This is a genomic window from Pseudomonas sp. Y24-6 (genome assembly GCF_020295325.1).
GTDB lineage: Bacteria > Pseudomonadota > Gammaproteobacteria > Pseudomonadales > Pseudomonadaceae > Aquipseudomonas > Aquipseudomonas gregormendelii.
Genome location: NZ_JACBXG010000002.1, coordinates 49,692 through 68,604 on the forward strand (window position 1 = coordinate 49,692; position 18,913 = coordinate 68,604).

Annotated in this window: 22 protein-coding genes; 16 read left to right on the plus strand and 6 right to left on the minus strand. The window is 60.5% G+C overall.

The features are described 5' to 3' along the window. Positions 1-37: 37 nt before the first annotated feature. The 4 genes from HYI44_RS03880 to pilG form a co-directional block, all read right to left on the minus strand. Entirely contained in the window at positions 38-2,098 is a 2,061-nt protein-coding gene (locus tag HYI44_RS03880) for a methyl-accepting chemotaxis protein (RefSeq protein ID WP_122841153.1), read from the minus strand. Between the two features lie 62 nt (positions 2,099-2,160). Next, positions 2,161-2,694 (minus strand): chemotaxis protein CheW, encoded by a 534-nt coding sequence (locus HYI44_RS03885; RefSeq protein WP_122841152.1) that lies wholly within the window; start codon positions 2,692-2,694, stop codon positions 2,161-2,163. Between the two features lie 10 nt (positions 2,695-2,704). Continuing rightward, positions 2,705-3,070 (minus strand): twitching motility response regulator PilH, encoded by a 366-nt coding sequence (gene pilH, locus HYI44_RS03890; protein WP_101209186.1) that lies wholly within the window; start codon positions 3,068-3,070, stop codon positions 2,705-2,707. Positions 3,071-3,127: 57 nt separating this feature from the next. Continuing rightward, positions 3,128-3,532 (minus strand): twitching motility response regulator PilG, encoded by a 405-nt coding sequence (gene pilG / locus HYI44_RS03895; protein WP_122841151.1) that lies wholly within the window; start codon positions 3,530-3,532, stop codon positions 3,128-3,130. A gap of 345 nt (positions 3,533-3,877) precedes the next feature. Here pilG and gshB point away from each other — a divergent pair, with 345 nt between their 5' ends. From gshB to HYI44_RS03930, 7 genes are all read left to right on the plus strand, one after another. After that, the gene (gene gshB / locus HYI44_RS03900; RefSeq protein ID WP_122841150.1) at positions 3,878-4,834 is read left to right on the plus strand and encodes a glutathione synthase; all 957 of its coding nucleotides are present in this window, start codon (positions 3,878-3,880) and stop codon (positions 4,832-4,834) included. Positions 4,835-4,951: 117 nt separating this feature from the next. Then, positions 4,952-5,851 (plus strand): energy transducer TonB, encoded by a 900-nt coding sequence (locus HYI44_RS03905; RefSeq protein ID WP_122841149.1) that lies wholly within the window; start codon positions 4,952-4,954, stop codon positions 5,849-5,851. Between the two features lie 191 nt (positions 5,852-6,042). Continuing rightward, positions 6,043-6,615, plus strand: a complete 573-nt coding sequence (locus tag HYI44_RS03910) for a YqgE/AlgH family protein (RefSeq protein WP_122841148.1) — start codon at positions 6,043-6,045, stop codon at positions 6,613-6,615. Beyond that, on the plus strand, positions 6,615-7,052 hold the full coding sequence (gene ruvX, locus HYI44_RS03915; RefSeq protein WP_005792259.1) for a Holliday junction resolvase RuvX: 438 nt from the start codon (positions 6,615-6,617) through the stop codon (positions 7,050-7,052). Before HYI44_RS03910 ends, ruvX begins: the two co-directional genes overlap by 1 nt. Before the next feature lie 97 nt (positions 7,053-7,149). Next, the gene (gene pyrR / locus HYI44_RS03920) at positions 7,150-7,656 is read left to right on the plus strand and encodes a bifunctional pyr operon transcriptional regulator/uracil phosphoribosyltransferase PyrR (protein ID WP_122841147.1); all 507 of its coding nucleotides are present in this window, start codon (positions 7,150-7,152) and stop codon (positions 7,654-7,656) included. A gap of 27 nt (positions 7,657-7,683) precedes the next feature. Then, positions 7,684-8,688, plus strand: a complete 1,005-nt coding sequence (locus tag HYI44_RS03925) for an aspartate carbamoyltransferase catalytic subunit (protein WP_007913665.1) — start codon at positions 7,684-7,686, stop codon at positions 8,686-8,688. Next, positions 8,685-9,956: a dihydroorotase gene (locus HYI44_RS03930; RefSeq protein ID WP_122841146.1), complete on the plus strand. Its 1,272-nt coding sequence runs from the start codon at positions 8,685-8,687 to the stop codon at positions 9,954-9,956. Before HYI44_RS03925 ends, HYI44_RS03930 begins: the two co-directional genes overlap by 4 nt. An 89-nt stretch (positions 9,957-10,045) precedes the next feature. On the opposite strand, the gene HYI44_RS03935 is transcribed toward HYI44_RS03930, so the two are convergent. Then, a complete protein-coding gene (locus HYI44_RS03935) occupies positions 10,046-10,465 on the minus strand; it encodes an NINE protein (protein ID WP_122841145.1) in 420 nt (139 codons plus the stop codon). Positions 10,466-10,715: 250 nt separating this feature from the next. On the opposite strand from HYI44_RS03935, the gene HYI44_RS03940 reads away from it, so the two are divergent. Further along, positions 10,716-11,324 carry a C40 family peptidase gene (locus HYI44_RS03940; RefSeq protein WP_122841144.1) on the plus strand — a complete coding sequence of 203 codons (609 nt, stop codon included), beginning with the start codon at positions 10,716-10,718 and terminating at the stop codon, positions 11,322-11,324. Positions 11,325-11,455: 131 nt separating this feature from the next. On the opposite strand, the gene HYI44_RS03945 is transcribed toward HYI44_RS03940, so the two are convergent. After that, positions 11,456-12,490 carry a type IV pilus twitching motility protein PilT gene (locus tag HYI44_RS03945; RefSeq protein ID WP_122841143.1) on the minus strand — a complete coding sequence of 345 codons (1,035 nt, stop codon included), beginning with the start codon at positions 12,488-12,490 and terminating at the stop codon, positions 11,456-11,458. 57 nt (positions 12,491-12,547) lie between these two features. Here HYI44_RS03945 and HYI44_RS03950 point away from each other — a divergent pair, with 57 nt between their 5' ends. The 8 genes from HYI44_RS03950 (at position 12,548) to hemW (ending at position 18,901) form a co-directional block, all read left to right on the plus strand. Further along, positions 12,548-13,240 carry a YggS family pyridoxal phosphate-dependent enzyme gene (locus tag HYI44_RS03950; protein WP_122841142.1) on the plus strand — a complete coding sequence of 231 codons (693 nt, stop codon included), beginning with the start codon at positions 12,548-12,550 and terminating at the stop codon, positions 13,238-13,240. Positions 13,241-13,264: 24 nt separating this feature from the next. Beyond that, complete coding sequence (proC, locus tag HYI44_RS03955) at positions 13,265-14,083, plus strand: pyrroline-5-carboxylate reductase (protein WP_122841141.1); 819 nt, start codon at positions 13,265-13,267, stop codon at positions 14,081-14,083. A 10-nt stretch (positions 14,084-14,093) separates the two neighbouring features. Beyond that, complete coding sequence (locus HYI44_RS03960; protein WP_045059824.1) at positions 14,094-14,684, plus strand: YggT family protein; 591 nt, start codon at positions 14,094-14,096, stop codon at positions 14,682-14,684. Between the two features lie 193 nt (positions 14,685-14,877). Beyond that, positions 14,878-16,017: a homoserine O-succinyltransferase MetX gene (metX, locus tag HYI44_RS03965; RefSeq protein WP_045059823.1), complete on the plus strand. Its 1,140-nt coding sequence runs from the start codon at positions 14,878-14,880 to the stop codon at positions 16,015-16,017. Positions 16,018-16,024: 7 nt separating this feature from the next. Then, entirely contained in the window at positions 16,025-16,645 is a 621-nt protein-coding gene (gene metW, locus HYI44_RS03970) for a methionine biosynthesis protein MetW (RefSeq protein ID WP_045059822.1), read from the plus strand. Positions 16,646-16,671: 26 nt separating this feature from the next. Beyond that, positions 16,672-17,106, plus strand: a complete 435-nt coding sequence (locus HYI44_RS03975; protein ID WP_045059821.1) for a DUF4426 domain-containing protein — start codon at positions 16,672-16,674, stop codon at positions 17,104-17,106. Next, on the plus strand, positions 17,103-17,699 hold the full coding sequence (gene rdgB / locus HYI44_RS03980; protein WP_122841140.1) for an RdgB/HAM1 family non-canonical purine NTP pyrophosphatase: 597 nt from the start codon (positions 17,103-17,105) through the stop codon (positions 17,697-17,699). The genes HYI44_RS03975 and rdgB overlap by 4 nt, the downstream gene beginning before the upstream one ends. Next, a complete protein-coding gene (hemW, locus tag HYI44_RS03985) occupies positions 17,696-18,901 on the plus strand; it encodes a radical SAM family heme chaperone HemW (protein ID WP_122841139.1) in 1,206 nt (401 codons plus the stop codon). Before rdgB ends, hemW begins: the two co-directional genes overlap by 4 nt. The last annotated feature ends 12 nt before the right edge of the window (positions 18,902-18,913 follow it).

The window sequence follows — 18,913 nt, forward strand, 5'->3', positions numbered from 1 at the left end:
AACCACTCCACTGGAAAAAACCTGCGCCTGCCACGCCCTATACTTTATCAGCAGCCTGCGCGCTCGCCGCGGGCAAGGTGAAACCGGACACCGAACGCCTCAGCTGGCTGGCCATCTTCGCCAGGTTACCGATGCTTTCGGCGGTTGCAGTGGAGCCGGAGGAGGTCTGCGAGGTGATCTGCTGGATCACGTTCATCGTCAGGGAGATCTGTCCGGCCGAGGACGTCTGCTGCTGGGCGGCATTGGAAATACTCTGGATCAGCGCCGCGAGCACTTTGGATACGCCTTCGATTTCCTCCAGCGCCACCCCGGCATCCTGCGCCAGACGTGCGCCACGCACCACTTCGGTGGTGGTCTGTTCCATGGAAATCACAGCTTCATTGGTGTCCGTCTGAATTGCCCGCACCAGGGTCTCTATCTGTCGGGTCGCAGCGGATGAGCGCTCGGCCAGGCGCTGCACTTCGTCGGCTACTACGGCGAAACCGCGACCAGCGTCACCCGCCATCGAGGCCTGGATCGCAGCGTTCAGGGCCAGAATGTTGGTCTGATCGGCAATGTCGTCGATCAGGCTGACAATGTCGCCGATTTCCTGGGAAGATTCACCAAGGCGCTTGATTCGCTTGGCGGTATCCTGGATCTGCTCGCGAATGTTATCCATGCCGTGGATGGTGTTGTGCACCACCTCGTTGCCTTTGTTGGCGATTTCCACCGACCGCTCAGCCACCGCCGAAGACTCGGCCGCGTTGGCCGACACCTGGTCGATGGATTGGGCCATGTCGTTGATGGCCGTGGAAGCTTCGGATATCTGCTGCGCCTGATGCTCGGAGGCTTGCGCCAGGTGCATGGCGGTGGCCTGGGTTTCCTGCACGGCGGCGGCGACCTGGCCGGCGGTCAGGTTGATGGTTGCCACCAGGTCGCGCAGCTGGTCGACGGAATAATTGATCGAGTCGGCAATGGAGCCGGTGAAATCTTCCGTCACCGAGGCCGTCACCGTCAGGTCACCGTCTGCCAGGTCTTCAATTTCGTCGAGCAGACGCATGATCGCCGTCTGGTTGCGTTCGTTCTTTTCGGCGGTCTCACGCAGCTGCCGATTGGTTTCGCGCACCATCACCAGGCCGATCAGGATGATCGATGTCAGCGCCAGCAAGCCCAGGACATAGCCGCCGATGGTGTCGGTGTGACGGCCGCCGGCAAGGTTTTCAAAACCATTGGCCAGGTGCGAGGCTTCGTCCAGCAGCGTTTGCGACAGGCCGAAGATGTTGGTTGCTGACTCCCGGACCTTTAACAGTTCAGGCGAGGTTTCGATAATTTCATCGACGGAACCCGAGACGAACTCGAACAGTTCGGAAATCTCGACCAGGCGGGCCCGGGCATCGCGGTCCTCGACCTGGCTGACCTTCAGCGCCGGATCCCCTTGCAACATGCCCGTCAGGACCTGGCCGAAGCGTGCCGCGTCACGCCCGAAGACGTCGGCAGCCTGTTGCGAATTCTCGTCCCCGGACAACACGGTATTCACCGCGCCCAGTATTCGCTCGGCCAGCAAGGATTGCCGTTGAGCCATCGCGACCTGGGCGGCAGGAGCGCCCCGCTGCAGCAGAATCTCGACAACTTTTTCATACTCGACCTGCAGTTGCGGCACCGTCTCGGCCAGGGTCGCGGCGACCTGGTGCAGCGACAGGACGGTCTGTTCGCTGGTGAGAATGGCGTCGGTATTTTTCAGCAGGCGCTCCCAGTCCGTTTGCACTGCGCGCATTTCCGGGCGCACGGCGGACGGCGCAGGGGGTAGGCCGGTAGAGGGGTCGCCTTGCTTCAGATAACTCCAGCGCCGGGCAAAATCATTGCGCGCATCACTGAGCAGCTTGAACGCGGCAGCCTTGCCGGCAGCGGCTTCCGTAGCATTCTTGGCGATGCGCTGGGACAGCACGCGCAATTCGCCTGCGTGGCCGATGTACTGTTTATCGTACGTGGCCTGGGTGTTGAGGTACGCGAAATTGGCGAACAACAGCATGATGAAGATGATCAGCGCGATGAACAGCACGATGATCTGCGACCGGCTGCGCGACCCTTCCATTGGCTTGCCTGCTTTTGCTTTTATCATCGGTCCTCGCCTGTTAACTCACATCTACCAACCCACCGCAGATCTCTTGGTGGGGTCTGCGGTTACACAGCTACGTGCATAAAGCCTTGGGACTGCGCCAGCGCAAACGGGCTGAACACCTGCCAATCCTGCTCGCGCTGAAAACGGCCCTTGATGAACGGCGCGATCGGCCCGCTCACGTTATCCACCGGCTCCAGACTGCCCTGGGCAAAATGCTGCAGACCGTAAACTTCGTCGACCATCAACCCGGCAAACACCTCGTTGTGTTCCACCACCAACACCCGACGCTGCTTGCGCACCGCCGACAGTTCCAGGCCGAAGAAGCCGCAGACGTCCATGATCGGCAGCAAGCGCCCCCGCAGGTTGGCCACGCCCTTGACCCAGGGTTTAACCCCGGGCAACTGGGTGAATCGTGGTTCGTGCAAGACTTCACTGATCTCGCCCATGGGCGCGACGTACCAGTGCTCGCCCAATCGAAAACCGATGCCGCTCCAGCTGTCCTGGCGGGTTGGCTGGGAAGGCAGGTCTGCCGCCAGCAGACGGCAACGCTGATCGATTTGCAGCAGCAGTTCAAAGGCAGTCAGCGATTCGCTCATGGCCCGATGATCAGCCGGCCAGCACGTTGTTCAGGGTCTTGATCAGGGTGTCTTCGTCGACCGGCTTGGTCAGGTAATCCTTGGCGCCCTGGCGCGTGCCCCAGACCTTGTCGGTGTCTTGATCCTTGGTAGTGATGATAATCACCGGGATGTGCCCGGTTTCCGGATCCTTGGTCAGCTGCCGGGTGGCCTGAAAACCGTTGAGGCCGGGCATGACGATGTCCATCAGCACCGCGTCAGGTTTTTCCTGGCGGGCCAGGGCCACACCGTCGGCGCCGTTTTCGGCTTTCAACACTTCGTGACCATGCTTTTCCAGCATGCCCGTCAGTTTGTACATTTCGGTCGGCGAGTCGTCGACGATCAGAATTCGTGCCATGGTCTTCCCCATTCTTGTCGACGCCGGGCCCGTTGGCCGAGCGTCACTGTGCGTGTCCTACTGCGGCAAAACGGCGGCAAACCCTGGAACATGGGCCTGGATCGCGTTCAGCAATTCTTCCCTGCTGAAAGGCTTGGTCAAAAACTGATCGGAGCCGACGATGCGCCCCTTGGCCTTGTCGAACAGCCCGTCCCTGGACGACAGCATGATTACTGGCGTGGATTTGAACGCGCTGTTGTTCTTGATCAGGGCGCAGGTCTGATAACCATCCAGACGCGGCATCATGATGTCGACAAAGATGATGCCGGGATGGTTGTCGGCGATTTTCGCCAGCGCATCGAAACCATCGATGGCCGTGATCACCTCGCAACCCACATTTTTCAGCAACGTTTCGGCGGTGCGGCGAATCGTCTTCGAATCGTCGATCACCATGACCTTCAAGGCGCTGGAATGCTGATCCATATGTGCTCTACCGTCGCCTTTGCGAATCAAATTGTCCGTTTCCGGATCTTCCAGGGCTCGAAACCCTTGATGTTAAAGGGCCAAGCCTTTTTAGCACAGTCTCCAAATCCAATCTATCGGGTGACTGGCACGGTGGTTTTTCCTTGACCGCAAACACACCCCGAGCCAATCTGACGCCACTTTTATAGAGCCCTGTGGCCCGATTCAATTGCGGGAGCGGGCTTGCTCGCGAAGGTCGTCAACGATTACGTGGTTATCCTGACACCCTGCGATGTTGTCAGGTTTACCGCGAGCGAGCTCGCTCCTGCAGGGATCGAGACAACCCACCCATTCGAGGAAAACCCCATGAGCGTTCGCGTCGGGATTGTCATGGATCCCATTGCCAGCATTTCCTATAAAAAGGATAGCTCGCTGGCCATGCTGCTGGCCGCGCAAAAGCGCGGCTGGGAACTGTTCTACATGGAACAGCGCGACCTGTATCAGGGCGAAGGCGAAGCCCGGGCGCGCATGCGTCCGCTGACAGTCTTCGCCAACCCCGAGAAGTGGTTCGAACTGGAGGCCGAGACTGACGCGCTCCTGAGCGATCTGGACGTGATCCTGATGCGCAAGGATCCGCCCTTCGACATGGAGTTCGTCTACTCCACCTACCTGCTGGAGCAAGCCGAGCGCGCCGGCGTGCTGGTCGTCAACAAACCGCAGAGCCTGCGCGACTGCAATGAAAAGCTGTTCGCCACACTGTTTCCCCAGTGCACCCCGCCAACCGTGGTCAGCCGCCGCGCCGACGTATTGCGTGAGTTCGCCGCCAAGCATGGCGACGTGATCCTCAAGCCGCTGGACGGCATGGGCGGCACCTCGATCTTCCGTCATCGCGCTGGCGACCCGAACCTGTCGGTCATTCTCGAGACCCTGACCGCGCTGGGCGCCCAGCAGATCATGGGCCAGGCCTACCTGCCAGCGATCAAGGACGGCGACAAGCGCATCCTGATGATCGATGGTGAGCCTGTGGATTACTGCCTGGCGCGTATTCCGGCCGCCGGTGAAACCCGCGGAAATCTCGCGGCTGGCGGTCGTGGCGAAGCCCGCCCATTGACCGACAAGGATCGCTGGATCGCCGCTCAGGTCGGCCCGACACTGCGCGAAAAAGGCCTGCTGTTCGTCGGCCTGGACGTGATTGGCGAGCACCTGACGGAAATCAACGTCACCAGCCCGACCTGCATCCGCGAGATCGATAATGCCTTCGGCACCGACATTGGCGGCCTGCTGATGGACGCAATCGAGAAGAAGTTGCAGAGCAAGCCATAAGCTGCAAGTGAGATTCGCTCAATGCAGCCTGTCGCTTGAAACTTCAAGCTTGAAGCTAAAAACCAACATTGCGTTATCATGCCGAGCCCTTAAAAACGCGATGTTGGTTTTTTTACCATGACACTTCCGTCCGATCTGCCCGCCGAACTCGCCCACCGCGGTGTGCGCCCGGCCGATCGCCTCGGATTTACCCTGTTTCTCGCAGCATTGATTCATCTGGCGTTGCTGCTGGGCGTCGGCTTCACCATGGTCGAGCCCAAGCAGATCAGCAAAACCCTGGAAATCACCCTCGCCACTTTCAAAAGTGAAAAAAAGCCCGAGAAAGCCGATTTCCTCGCCCAGGAAAACCAGCAGGGCAGTGGCACCCTGGATAAAAAGGCGATCCCCAAGACCACCGAGGTCGCGCCCTTCCAGGACAACAAGGTCAAGAAAGTCACGCCGCCGCCTGCGGCCAAACCTGAAGTCCAGGAAGCGCCGCCCAAGGCCGCAGTGACCACGGTTGCGCCGAAACCGAAGAAAGCACCGGCAAAAACCGAAGCGCCCAAGGTCGATGCCAAACCCAAGGTGGCCGCGCCGACGTTCGACAGTGAGCAGCTGTCCAGCGACATCGCCAGCCTCGAAGCCGAACTGGCCAACGAACAGCAGTTGTACGCCAAGCGCCCGCGTATCCATCGCCTGAGTGCCGCCTCCACCATGCGCGACAAGGGTGCCTGGTACAAGGATGAATGGCGTAAGAAAGTCGAGCGCATCGGTAACCTCAATTACCCGGACGAAGCGCGACGCAAGCAGATCTATGGCAATTTGCGCCTCATGGTCTCGATCAACCGCGACGGCTCGCTGTATGAAGTGCTGGTACTGGAATCCTCCGGCCAGCCGCTGCTGGACCAGGCCGCCCAGCGCATCGTGCGGCTCGCGGCGCCGTTTGCGCCGTTTACCGGGGACCTGTCGGACATCGACCGCCTGGAAATCATCCGCACCTGGAAGTTTGCCCGCGGCGACAGACTTTCCAGCAACTGACCCCCCATCCTGTAGGAGCGAGCTCGCTCGCGATGGTCGTCAACGATAACGCTGAAAAATAGACACCCCACGGCGCTCTCGGGTTTCTCGAGCAAGCTCGCTCCTACAGGGGCAGTGGTTGTCGAGATTTGCGGTATTTCCTGTGCATCCCCAGCTTGTCAGTTTGTCCCTCCAACGCCACACTAGCGCTCATGAAAAACGTCAGCCCCAGTTACCTCAAGCATCATTTCCTGATCGCCATGCCGCACATGGCCGACCCGAACTTTGCCCACACCTTGACCTACATCGTCGAGCACACGGCCAATGGTGCCATGGGGCTGGTGGTCAACCGTCCACAAGACCTGAATCTGGCCGATATACTCGAGCAATTGCGCCCGGATATCGAACCACCAGCGCTGTGCCAGCACGTACCGATATTCATGGGCGGCCCGGTGCAGACCGATCGCGGTTTTGTCCTGCACCCCTCAGGCCAGACTTACCAGGCGACCGTTGATCTGGAAGGCGACCTGTCGCTGTCCACGTCCCAGGACGTGCTGTTCGCGATTGCCGACGGGGTCGGTCCCGGGAAAAGCGTGATCACCCTCGGTTACGCCGGCTGGGAAGCCGGGCAACTGGAGTCGGAACTGGCTGACAACGCCTGGCTGACCTGCCCGTACAGCGCCGACATCCTGTTCAATACCAGCAGCGAACTGCGCCTGGAAGCGGCGGCCCGGCACCTGGGGATCAACCTCAGCCTGCTGACCAGCCAGGCGGGGCACGCCTGATGGCTCTGCGGTTGATTCTCGGCTTCGACTACGGCACCAAACAGATCGGCGTGGCGGTCGGCCAGGTGATTACCGGCCAGGCTCGCGAGCTGTGCACCCTGAAGGCGCAGAACGGCATACCCGACTGGAACCAGGTCGAAGCCCTGATCAAGGAATGGAAACCCGACGCTGTCGTGGTCGGCCTGCCCCTGAACATGGACGGAACGCCCAGCGACATGTGCCTGCGCGCGGAGAAATTCGCCCGCCGCCTCAATGGCCGCTACAACCTGCCCTTCTATACCCACGATGAACGCCTGACCACTTTTGAGGCCAAGGGCGAGCGGCGGGATAGGGGCGGACAAAAGGGCAGCTACCGCGACAACCCGGTGGACGCCATCGCCGCCGCCCTGCTGCTGCAAGGCTGGCTTGACGAAAATACCGCACTGTTCGAATCCTGATCACACCCTATCCTGAAGAGCCGCCACGCGACTCTCTAAGCTGCAACCCGGGCCATTGCTCAAGCAGAATCTGGCCCGGGCCCAAGAAGGAGCAACCATGAGCCTGCCCAATCCCGCCGAACTGATCAGCCAGATGGCGACCCGTCTCAAGGCGCACCTGGAACATCGCGGCATCAGCGAGCCACGCTACATCGGCATTCGCACTGGCGGCGTCTGGGTCGCCCAGGCCTTGCTCGATGAACTGGGCAGCGACTCGCCACTCGGCACCCTGGACGTCTCCTTCTATCGCGACGACTTCAGCCAGAACGGTTTGCACCCGCAGGTACGCCCTTCTGCCCTGCCGTTCGAGATCGAAGGCCAGCACCTGGTGCTGATCGACGACGTGCTGATGAGTGGCCGCACCATTCGCGCCGCGCTCAATGAGCTGTTCGACTACGGCCGCCCTGCCAGCGTGACGCTGGTCTGCCTGCTGGATCTCGACGCCGGTGAGCTGCCGATCCGCCCGAACGTGGTTGGCGCAACCCTGTCGCTGGCCGCCCATGAACGGGTGAAACTGTCCGGGCCATCGCCGCTCGTGCTGGAACTGCAAGATTTCGCCCTTTAATCCGCCCTATTGAGAGTCCCCCTCGCGATGACGCCTCTAGACACCAAGCGCCCGCTGCAGCTCAATGATCAGGGCCAGCTGCGCCACTTCCTCTCGCTCGACGGTTTGCGCCGCGAGTTGCTGACGGAAATCCTCGACACTGCCGACTCGTTCCTGGAAGTCGGCGCCCGGGCGGTAAAAAAAGTCCCGCTGCTGCGCGGCAAGACCGTGTGCAACGTGTTTTTCGAGAACTCTACCCGTACCCGCACCACCTTCGAACTGGCGGCCCAGCGCCTGTCGGCGGATGTCATCACCCTGAACGTGTCGACTTCCTCGGCGAGCAAGGGCGAAACGCTGCTCGACACCCTGCGCAACCTCGAAGCCATGGCCGCCGACATGTTCGTCGTGCGCCACGGTGACTCCGGCGCGGCGCATTTCATTGCCGAGCACGTCTGCCCGCAGGTGGCGATCATCAACGGCGGCGACGGCCGGCATGCGCACCCGACCCAGGGCATGCTCGACATGCTGACGATCCGTCGGCACAAGGGTGGTTTCGAAAACCTCTCGGTGGCCATTGTCGGCGACATCCTTCACTCGCGGGTCGCGCGCTCGAACATGCTGGCGCTCAAGACCCTCGGCTGCCCGGACATCCGCGTGATTGCGCCGAAGACCCTGCTGCCGATCGGCATCGAGCAATACGGCGTCAAGGTCTACACCGACATGACCGAAGGCCTCAAAGACGTCGACGTGGTGATCATGCTGCGCCTGCAGCGAGAGCGCATGACTGGCGGCCTGCTGCCGAGCGAGGGCGAGTTCTACCGCCTGTTCGGCCTGACGACCGCACGCCTCGCCGGCGCCAAGCCCGATTGCATTGTCATGCACCCGGGCCCGATCAATCGCGGGGTGGAAATCGAGTCTGCAGTGGCCGATGGTCCGCACTCGGTCATCCTCAACCAGGTGACCTACGGGATTGCCATTCGTATGGCCGTTTTGTCCATGGCCATGAGCGGGCAAACCGCCCAGCGCCAATTCGAGCAGGAGAACGCCCAGTGAAACTCAGCATTCTCGGCGCACGCGTCATCGATCCCGTCAGCGGGCTGGATCAAGTCACCGATATCCACATTGAAGCCTGCAAGATCGTCGCCCTCGGCGCCGCACCTGCCGGTTTCGTCGCAGTCGACACCATCGACGCCCAGGGCCTGGTGGCCGCTCCAGGGCTGGTCGACCTGAACGTTGCCCTGCGCGAGCCCGGCTACAGCCGCAAAGGCTCGATCATCAGCGAAACCCGCGCCGCGGCTGCCGGCGGCGTCACCAGCCTGTGCTGCCCACCGAAAACCAAACCGGTCCTGGACACCTCGGCCGTCGCCGAACTGATCCTCGACCGCGCCCGTGAGGCCGGCAACACCAAAGTCTTCCCGATCGGCGCCCTGAGCAAAGGCCTGGACGGCGAACAGCTTGCAGAACTGGTGGCATTGCGTGATGCCGGTTGCGTGGCCTTCGGCAACGGTCTGGAGAGTTTCCGCAACACCCGCACCCTGTGCCGGGCACTGGAATATGCGGCAACGTTCGACCTGACAGTTATCTTCAACTCCCAGGATCATGACCTGGCTGAAGGCGGCCTGGCCCACGAAGGCCCGACCGCGAGCTTCCTCGGCTTGCCAGGCATTCCGGAAACCGCCGAAACCGTGGCCCTGGCCCGGGATCTGTTACTGGTCGAGCAAAGCGGCGTACGCGCGCACTTCAGCCAGCTCACCAGCGCCCGCGGCGTAGCCCTGATCGCCCAGGCCCAGGCCCGTGGTCTGCCGGTGACCGCCGATGTGGCCCTGTATCAGTTGATCCTGACGGATGAAGCGCTGATCGACTTCAGCAGCCTCTATCACGTCCAGCCGCCGCTGCGCACCCGTGCTGACCGCGACGGCCTGCGCGAGGCGGTGAAGTCTGGCGTGGTGTCAGCCATCTCCAGCCACCACCAGCCCCACGAGCGCGATGCCAAACTGGCGCCGTTCGGCGCGACCGAACCGGGCATCAGCAGCGTCGAACTGCTGCTGCCGCTGGCCATGACGTTAGTGGAGGATGGGTTGCTCGACCTGCCGACACTGCTGGCGCGACTGAGCGCGGGCCCCGCCGAGGCGTTGCGCCTGCCGGCAGGCAAGCTGGTGGTAGGGGGTGCGGCGGATATCGTGTTGTTCGATCCGGCGGCCTCGACCGTAGCCGGTGAAAACTGGCTGTCCAAAGGCGAGAACTGCCCGTTCATTGGCCACAGCCTGCCGAGTGTGGTGCGGTACACCCTGGTGGATGGACGGATCAGCCACCAGGCCTGAAAAAAAAGATCGCAGCCTGCGGCAGCTCCTACAGGGAAACGCATATCCCAGTGTAGGAGCTGGCGAAGCCTGCGATCTTTTGATCTTGCTTAACGGCTCTGCGCGTTACGCACGGAAACCTGGTCATTCAACGTCCAGAAGTCATACAGCACCCCCAGGAAGAACAACCCGCCCGTCACCAGGTACAGCAACCCGCTGATCCATTTCCCCTGGTACATGCGGTGTACACCGAACACGCCCAGGAAGGTCAGCAGAATCCACGCGACGTTGTATTCGATCGGCCCAGCGGTGAAGCGCAGGTCTGCCTCGCGATCCATGGCCGGGATCAGGAACAGGTCGATCAGCCAACCGATACCCAGCAAACCGAAGGTGAAGAACCAGATCGTCCCGGTCACCGGCTTGCCGTAATAAAAGCGGTGAGCACCGGTAAATCCGAGGATCCACAGCAGGTAGCCAATGAGCTTGCTATGGGTGTCCTGATGCGGAACAGGGTGTTGATAGGTATTCATGAATGACCTCGATTCACACGATAGATAAATATTCTTTAATTCTTTGTGACTTTTTTACGCGTGGCCGACAAATGGCAAATGTTATCCTGCCGTTCTCTAAAGTCTTGTCGCATAAGGCATTTGCCTGACGACTCGCGTACATCTGTCGCCAATTTGGTTCCCTTGAGACTTTTGCGAATCGACCAACGGACCCGGAATGGACAAAAAAGCTGTTATAAAGTTGCGCGCTAACCAATATGAGCCCTGCCTAATGCGTCCATTTTTCAAGACATGGCTAACCATTTGCCTTTTGATGCCACTGGCCGCCCACGCCACCAATCGTGAGCAACGTCTTCCTAACGTTAATGGTTACACCCCGAAATCCCATGCTTCTGCTCCTTCGAGCAAAAGCAAAAAAACCGCTCCAACCCTGACCAGTAAAAGCAGCCTGGTCCCGCCAATGGCGAGCAAGGAAAGCAGCAACGTGCTCAGCCGTGCGGTGAATGTGCTCGGTACTCCTTATCGTTGGGGCGGTAGCAGCCCAAGTAAAGGGTTTGACTGCAGCGGGCTGGTAAAATACGCGTTCAACGACGCGACATTCGACCTGCCCCGCACGTCGAACGCCATGGCCAGTGGTCATGGCGAGAAAGTCGATCGCAAGGATCTGAAGCCTGGCGACCTGATTTTCTTCAACATCAAGAGCCGTCGGGTCAATCACGTCGCCATTTACCTGGGCAACGACCGCTTCATCCACGCACCGCGTCGTGGCAAGTCGGTGAGTATCGATACGCTGAAAAAACCGTATTGGGAAAAACACTACGTAGTGGCCAAGCGCGTACTGCCGAAAGAACAGAGCGCGTTGCGGGTTGTTCAGCGCTGATCTGAAAGCACGACATCTTCGCCGGACATTACGGCCCTATCGCGAGCAGGCTCGCTCCCACTTTGGAATGCATTTCCCTGCGGGAGCGAGCCTGCTCGCGATGGCATACTTGATAGCGCCACCGATCTCCCTCAGAAGTTATCCGGCAACCGCGCCTTCTCCCGCGCATGCTCGCGACTGATCAGCCCTTTGTTGACCAGATCCTTCAAGCACATATCCAGCGTCTGCATCCCCAACGACGCGCCGGTCTGAATCGACGAATACATCTGCGCCACCTTGTCCTCGCGGATCAGGTTACGGATCGCCGACGTTCCTATCATGATCTCGTGCGCGGCAACCCGGCCGCCACCGACTTTCTTGATCAGCGCCTGCGATACCACGGCCAGCAGGGACTCGGAGAGCATCGAACGCACCATCGACTTCTCGTCTCCCGGAAACACGTCCACCACCCGGTCGATGGTTTTCGCCGCCGACGTGGTGTGCAGCGTGCCAAACACCAGATGCCCGGTTTCCGCCGCCGTCAAGGCCAGCCGAATAGTCTCCAGGTCGCGCATTTCACCCACCAGAATCACGTCCGGGTCCTCGCGCAGGGCCGAGCGCAGGGCCGTGGCGAAGCTGCGGGTATCACGGTGAACTTCGCGCTGATTGATCAGGCATTTTCGTGATTCGTGGACGAATTCGATAGGGTCCTCAATGGTGAGGATATGGTGATGACGATGGTTGTTCAGGTAATCGATCATGGCCGCGAGGGTGGTCGACTTGCCGGAGCCGGTGGGCCCGGTCACCAGCACCAGGCCGCGCGGAGCCTCGGTGATTTTGCGAAACACCTCCCCCATGCCCAGGTCATCCATGCTCAGGACTTTCGAGGGAATGGTGCGAAACACTGCACCAGCGCCACGGTTCTGGTTGAAGACATTGACGCGAAAGCGCGCCACGCCGGGCACATCAAAGGAAAAGTCGGTCTCCAGGTGCTTCTCGAAATCCACCCGCTGGGTGTCGTTCATGATCGCGTAGATAAGCTCCTGCACCTGTTTGTGATCCAGGGCAGGCAAGTTGATGCGGCGTACATCGCCATCGACGCGAATCATCGGTGGCAGGCCGGCGGACAAGTGCAGGTCGGACGCGCCCTGTTTGGCGCTGAAGGCCAGCAGCTCAGTGATATCCATAGCGCTCCTCAATTCCAGTAGAATGCCGCCAACCTCAGAACCGCTGGCGCCTCTTGAATGTCCACGATAGCAGACAACATCGCACAGGTTAGTTCGCGCATCCATGCTGCGGCCCGGGCCGCTCACCGCGACGAGCACAGCGTGCAGTTGCTCGCCGTGAGCAAGACCAAGCCCGCCGAAGCGTTGCGCGAAGCACATGCCGCCGGTATCTGCGACTTCGGCGAGAACTATCTGCAGGAAGCCCTGGGCAAACAGCTCGAATTGGCCGACCTGCCCTTGATCTGGCACTTCATCGGCCCCATTCAATCGAACAAGACTCGCGCTATCGCCGAGCACTTCGCCTGGGTGCATTCCGTGGATCGCTTGAAAATCGCACAACGCCTGTCCGAACAACGTCCGGCCGATTTGCCTCCACTGAATATCTGCATCCAGGTCAACGTCAGCGGTGAAGCCAGCAAATCCGGCTGTACCCCTGAAGATCTGCCGGCGCTGGCGCAAGCCATCAGCCAATTGCCGCGCATCCGCTTGCGCGGGCTGATGGCGATTCCCGAGCCAACTGAAGATCGCGCCGCCCAGGACGCCGCCTTTGCTGCCGTACAGCAACTGCAAGCCAGTTTGAACCTGCCGCTCGACACACTTTCCATGGGCATGAGCCACGACCTCGAGTCGGCCATCGCCATGGGCGCCACCTGGGTCCGTATCGGTACGGCCCTGTTTGGCGCCCGCGGCTCTCAACCAATGCAGCCTTGATGGCTCTCTTTGTAAGGACCTGACATGAGCAAGACTCGTATTGCCTTTATCGGTGCCGGCAACATGGCCGCCAGCCTGATCGGCGGCCTGCGCGCCAAAGGTCTGGAAGCCGCGCAGATCCGCGCCAGCGATCCGGGCGCTGAAACCCGCTCGAAGGTCGCCGCTGAACACGGCATTGCTGTATTTGCCGACAACGCCGAGGCCATCAAAGACGCCGACGTGGTCGTCCTGGCGGTCAAACCCCAGGCGATGAAGGCCGTGTGCGAAGCGATTCGCCCAAACCTGAAGCCGAACCAACTGGTGGTGTCCATCGCTGCCGGCATTACCTGCTCCAGCATGAACAACTGGCTCGGCGCACAGCCTATCGTGCGCTGCATGCCCAATACCCCGGCGCTGCTGCGCCAAGGTGTGAGCGGGTTGTTCGCTACGGCCGAAGTCAGCGCCGAGCAACGCCAGCAAGCCGAAGAGTTGCTGTCCGCCGTCGGCATCGCCCTGTGGCTTGACGAAGAACAGCAGCTGGACGCGGTCACTGCGGTGTCCGGCAGCGGCCCGGCGTACTTCTTTCTGCTGATTGAAGCGATGACCGCTGCCGGCGTGAAACTCGGCCTGCCAGCAGATATCGCCGCTCAACTGACCATGCAAACGGCGTTGGGCGCTGCACACATGGCGGTTGCCAGTGACGTCGACGCGGCTGAATTGCGTCGCCGCGTGACTTCCCCTGCAGGTACCACCGAAGCTGCAATCAAGTCGTTCCAGGCTGGCGGCTTTGAAGCGCTGGTAGAAAAAGCACTCGGCGCCGCTGCGCACCGCTCGGCCGAAATGGCCGAACAATTGGGTCAATAAGGAGCCTTACATGATTGGATTGAACACTGCAGCGGTCTACGTGCTGCAAACCCTCGGCAGTCTGTATCTGCTGATCGTACTGTTGCGTTTCGTGCTGCAACTGGTGCGGGCGAACTTCTATAACCCGCTCTGCCAATTCGCGGTAAAAGCCACCCAACCGCTGCTCAAGCCCCTGCGCCGGATTATCCCGAGCATGTTCGGCCTGGACATGTCGTCCCTGGTGCTGGCGATCCTGGTGCAATTGGCACTGATGGCGCTGACACTGCTGCTGACCTACGGCACGACCGGCAACCCGCTGCAACTGCTGATCTGGTCGCTGATCGGCGTGACCGCGCTGTTCCTGAAGATTTTCTTCTTTGCCCTGATCATCAGTGTGATCCTGTCGTGGGTTGCACCGGGTAGCCACAACCCTGGCGCCGAGCTGGTCAACCAGATCTGCGAACCGGCCCTTGCACCGTTCCGCAAGATCCTGCCAAACCTCGGCGGCCTGGATATCTCGCCGATCCTCGCGTTCATGGTGTTGAAGCTGATCGACATGCTGGTCATCAACAATCTGGCCGAGATGACGATGATGCCGCAGATCCTGCGCTTGCTCATCTAACTCCCAGGCTCACTGCAGTATCGTTCTTCGCGAGCAAGCCCGCTCCCACAGGTAAAGTGCCGACTTGTGGGAGCAAGGCTTGCCCGCGATGGCCACGCCTCGGTATGACAAGTAACAAACAGCCCCGGCCTTTGCTTGCCGCTAACCCCACCGGTCTTTAGACTTACGCCTCATTTCAACGAGAGCAGGGTCGATGCCAACTGCCTTTCCCGCCGATTCTGTTGGCCTGGTGACGCCGCAAGTGGCGCACTTCAGTGAACCGCTGGCCCTGGCCTGTGGCCGTTCGCTTCCAGCCTATGACCTGATCTACGAAACCTACGGCACGCTGAACGCCACGGCGAGTAACGCCGTGCTGATCTGCCACGCCTTGTCCGGCCACCACCACGCCGCCGGTTTCCACAGCCCCGACGACCGCAAACCCGGATGGTGGGACAGTTGCATCGGCCCCGGCAAGCCCATTGATACGACTAAATTTTTTGTCGTCAGCCTGAACAACCTGGGCGGCTGCAATGGCTCCACCGGCCCGAGCAGCATCAACCCGGAGACCGGCAAGCCATTTGGAGCCGACTTCCCGGTGCTCACGGTGGAGGATTGGGTGCACAGCCAGGCACGCCTGGCGGACGTGCTCGGCATCAACCAATGGGCCGCCGTGATCGGCGGCAGCCTGGGCGGCATGCAGGCGATGCAATGGAGCATTACCTACCCCGATCGCATCCGGCACTGCCTGGCAATCGCCTCAGCCCCCAAGTTGTCGGCACAGAACATCGCGTTCAACGAAGTGGCGCGCCAGGCCATCCTGACCGACCCCGAATTCCACGGTGGCTCGTTCCAGGAAGCAGGCGTAATCCCCAAGCGCGGCTTGATGCTGGCACGGATGGTCGGGCACATCACTTATCTGTCCGATGACTCCATGGGCGAGAAATTCGGCCGCGGCCTAAAAAGTGAAAAGCTCAACTACGACTTCCACAGCGTCGAGTTCCAGGTCGAAAGCTACTTGCGTTACCAGGGGGAGGAGTTTTCCGGCCGCTTCGACGCCAACACCTATCTGTTGATGACCAAGGCGCTGGACTACTTCGATCCCGCGGCGAATTTCGACGACGACCTGGCGAAAACCTTCGCCAACGCCCAGGCCAAATTCTGCGTGATGTCGTTCACCACCGACTGGCGCTTCTCCCCTGCCCGCTCGCGGGAGCTGGTGGATGCGCTGATGGCCGCCAAGAAAGACGTGTGCTACCTCGAGATCGACGCTCCGCAAGGCCACGACGCCTTCCTGATTCCGATTCCGCGTTACCTGCAGGCGTTCAGCAACTACATGAACCGAATTTCGCTTTGAGGACATCATGAGAGCCGATCTGGAAATCATCCAGGAATGGATCCCCGCCGGCAGCCGCGTACTCGACCTGGGTTGCGGCGACGGTGAACTGCTGACCTGGCTGCGCGACAACAAGCAGGTGACCGGCTACGGGCTGGAAAACGACCCGGACAACATTGCCGAATGCGTCGCCAAAGGCATCAACGTCATCGAGCAGGACCTGGACAAGGGCCTGGGCAACTTCGCCAGCAACAGTTTCGACATCGTGGTCATGACCCAGGCGTTGCAAGCGGTGCACTACCCGGACCGAATCCTCGACGAGATGCTGCGGGTCGGTCGCCAGTGCATCATCACCTTCCCGAACTTCGGCCACTGGCGTTGCCGCTGGTACCTCGCGAGCAAGGGGCGGATGCCCGTTTCCGATTTCCTGCCCTACACCTGGTACAACACGCCGAACATCCACTTCTGCACTTTCGGCGACTTTGAAGAGTTGTGTCGCGAACGTGAAGCCAAGGTCATTGATCGGCTGGCTGTCGATCAACAGCATCGCCACGGGTGGGCCAGCAAGCTATGGCCTAATCTATTAGGTGAAATCGGCATCTACCGCGTCAGCAGCCCCGGCCTGCAGGATCACAAGATCGCGGTGTGAAACACGACATTTCGAGGAGAACCAACATGGGTCGTCTAGCGCTGTTTCTATTTACTGCCTGCCTGAGCGTGACCGCCATGGCCGCCGACGCCATCAAGGGTGAACGCCAGGAAAAATTCGGTGACGTGACGGTGCATTACAACACCTTCAATTCCACCTTCCTGACGCCGGACATTGCCAAAGCCGCGGAACTGACCCGCAGCAAGAACCAGGGCGTGATCAACATTTCCGTGCTCAAGGACGGCAAGCCGCTGATGGCCCAGGTCAGCGGCACCATCAAGGACCTGACCAGCCAGAGCGTAAAGCTCAACTTCCGCCAGATCACCGAACAGGGTGCGATTTACTATATCGCCCAATACCCGGTCGATCAGCAGGAGACCCGCACCTTTAATATTCAGGTGCAGACTGGCGATAAAATCAACACCATCAATTTCAACCAAGAGCTTTTCCCCGGCCAATGATGAACTTCACCCAACTCGTACTGGCCAGCCACAATGCCGGCAAACTCAAGGAACTCCAGGCCATGCTCGGCGATTCGGTGCAATTGCGCTCGATCGGCGAATTCAGCAATGTCGAGCCTGAAGAAACGGGCCTGTCGTTTGTCGAGAATGCCATTCTCAAGGCCCGCAACGCCGCGCGCATCTCTGGCCTGCCGGCGCTGGCCGATGATTCGGGCCTGGCAGTGGATTTCCTCGGTGGCGCACCGGGCATCTATTCGGCCCGTTACGCTGATGGCCAAGGCGATGCGGCGAATAACGCCAAGCTGCTCGACGCCTTGAAAGACGTACCTGAAACCGAACGCGGCGCGCAATTCGTCTGTGTACTGGCCCTGGTGCGGCACGCCGATGATCCGCTGCCGATACTCTGCGAAGGCTTGTGGCAAGGGCGCATCCTGACCCAGGCCAGCGGCGAGCATGGTTTTGGCTATGATCCGCTGTTCTGGGTGCCGGAACGCGACTGCTCCAGCGCAGAGCTGAGCCCTGGCGACAAGAACCTGATCAGCCACCGTGCCCGTGCAATGGAACTGCTGCGCCTGCGTCTGGGCCTGAAATGACCCACGACTCCTCCGCATCGCCGCTGATTTACGGCGGCGCTGCACAACCGCCTCGGGCAGCGCTTGCCGTACTGCCGCCCCTGGCGCTGTACATCCACATCCCGTGGTGTGTACGCAAATGCCCTTATTGCGACTTCAATTCCCACACGGCCAGCCCGGTGCTTCCGGAAGAGGAATACGTCGATGCCTTGCTGGCCGATCTCGATCAGGATCTGCACGCGGTGTATGGCCGCGAGCTGAGTTCGATCTTCTTTGGCGGTGGCACGCCGAGCCTGTTCAGCGCTGCGGCCCTGGGCCGACTGCTCAAGGGCGTCGAGCAGCGCATAACGTTCGCCGCAGACATCGAAATCACCCTGGAAGCCAATCCCGGGACCTTCGAGCAGGAAAAGTTCATGGCTTACCGCGCGCTGGGCATCAATCGCCTGTCGATCGGCATCCAGAGCTTCCAGGAAGAGAAACTCAAGGCCCTGGGCCGCATTCATAACGGTGACGAAGCCCTCCGTGCTGCCGGCATGGCGCGTCAGGCCGGGTTCGACAACTTCAACCTGGACCTGATGCACGGCTTGCCCGATCAGTCCCTGGACGATGCGTTGAGTGACCTGCGCCAGGCTATCGCCCTTAAGCCGACTCACCTGTCCTGGTATCAACTGACCCTGGAACCGAACACCGTGTTCTGGAACCAGCCGCCTGCGTTGCCTGAAGATGACACCTTGTGGGACATTCAGGAGGCCGGGCAGGCGCTGATGGCCGAGCACGGCTACGCGCAATATGAAGTGTCGGCCTATGCACAGCCTGGCCGCCCAGCGCGGCATAACCTCAACTACTGGAGTTTCGGCGATTTCATCGGCATCGGTGCCGGCGCCCATGGCAAGCTGAGCCATCCGGACGGGCGCATCGTGCGCACCTGGAAGACCCGGCTGCCCAAGGATTACCTCAACCCGGCAAAAAATTTCCAGGCCGGCGAGAAAGCGCTGACCAACGAAGAGCTGCCATTCGAATTCCTGATGAACGCCCTGCGCCTGACGCAAGGCGTGGATTCGCGACTCTATCCTGAGCGTACCGGCCTGCCGCTGGAAAGCTTCGCGCAAGGTCGGCTGGAGGCAGAACAAAGTGGCCTGTTGCAGGTCGAACCGTCACGCCTGGCGGCCACCGAACGCGGCCAGCTGTTTCTCAATGACTTGCTGCAGAATTTTCTGAGCTGATTTCAGCCCTAA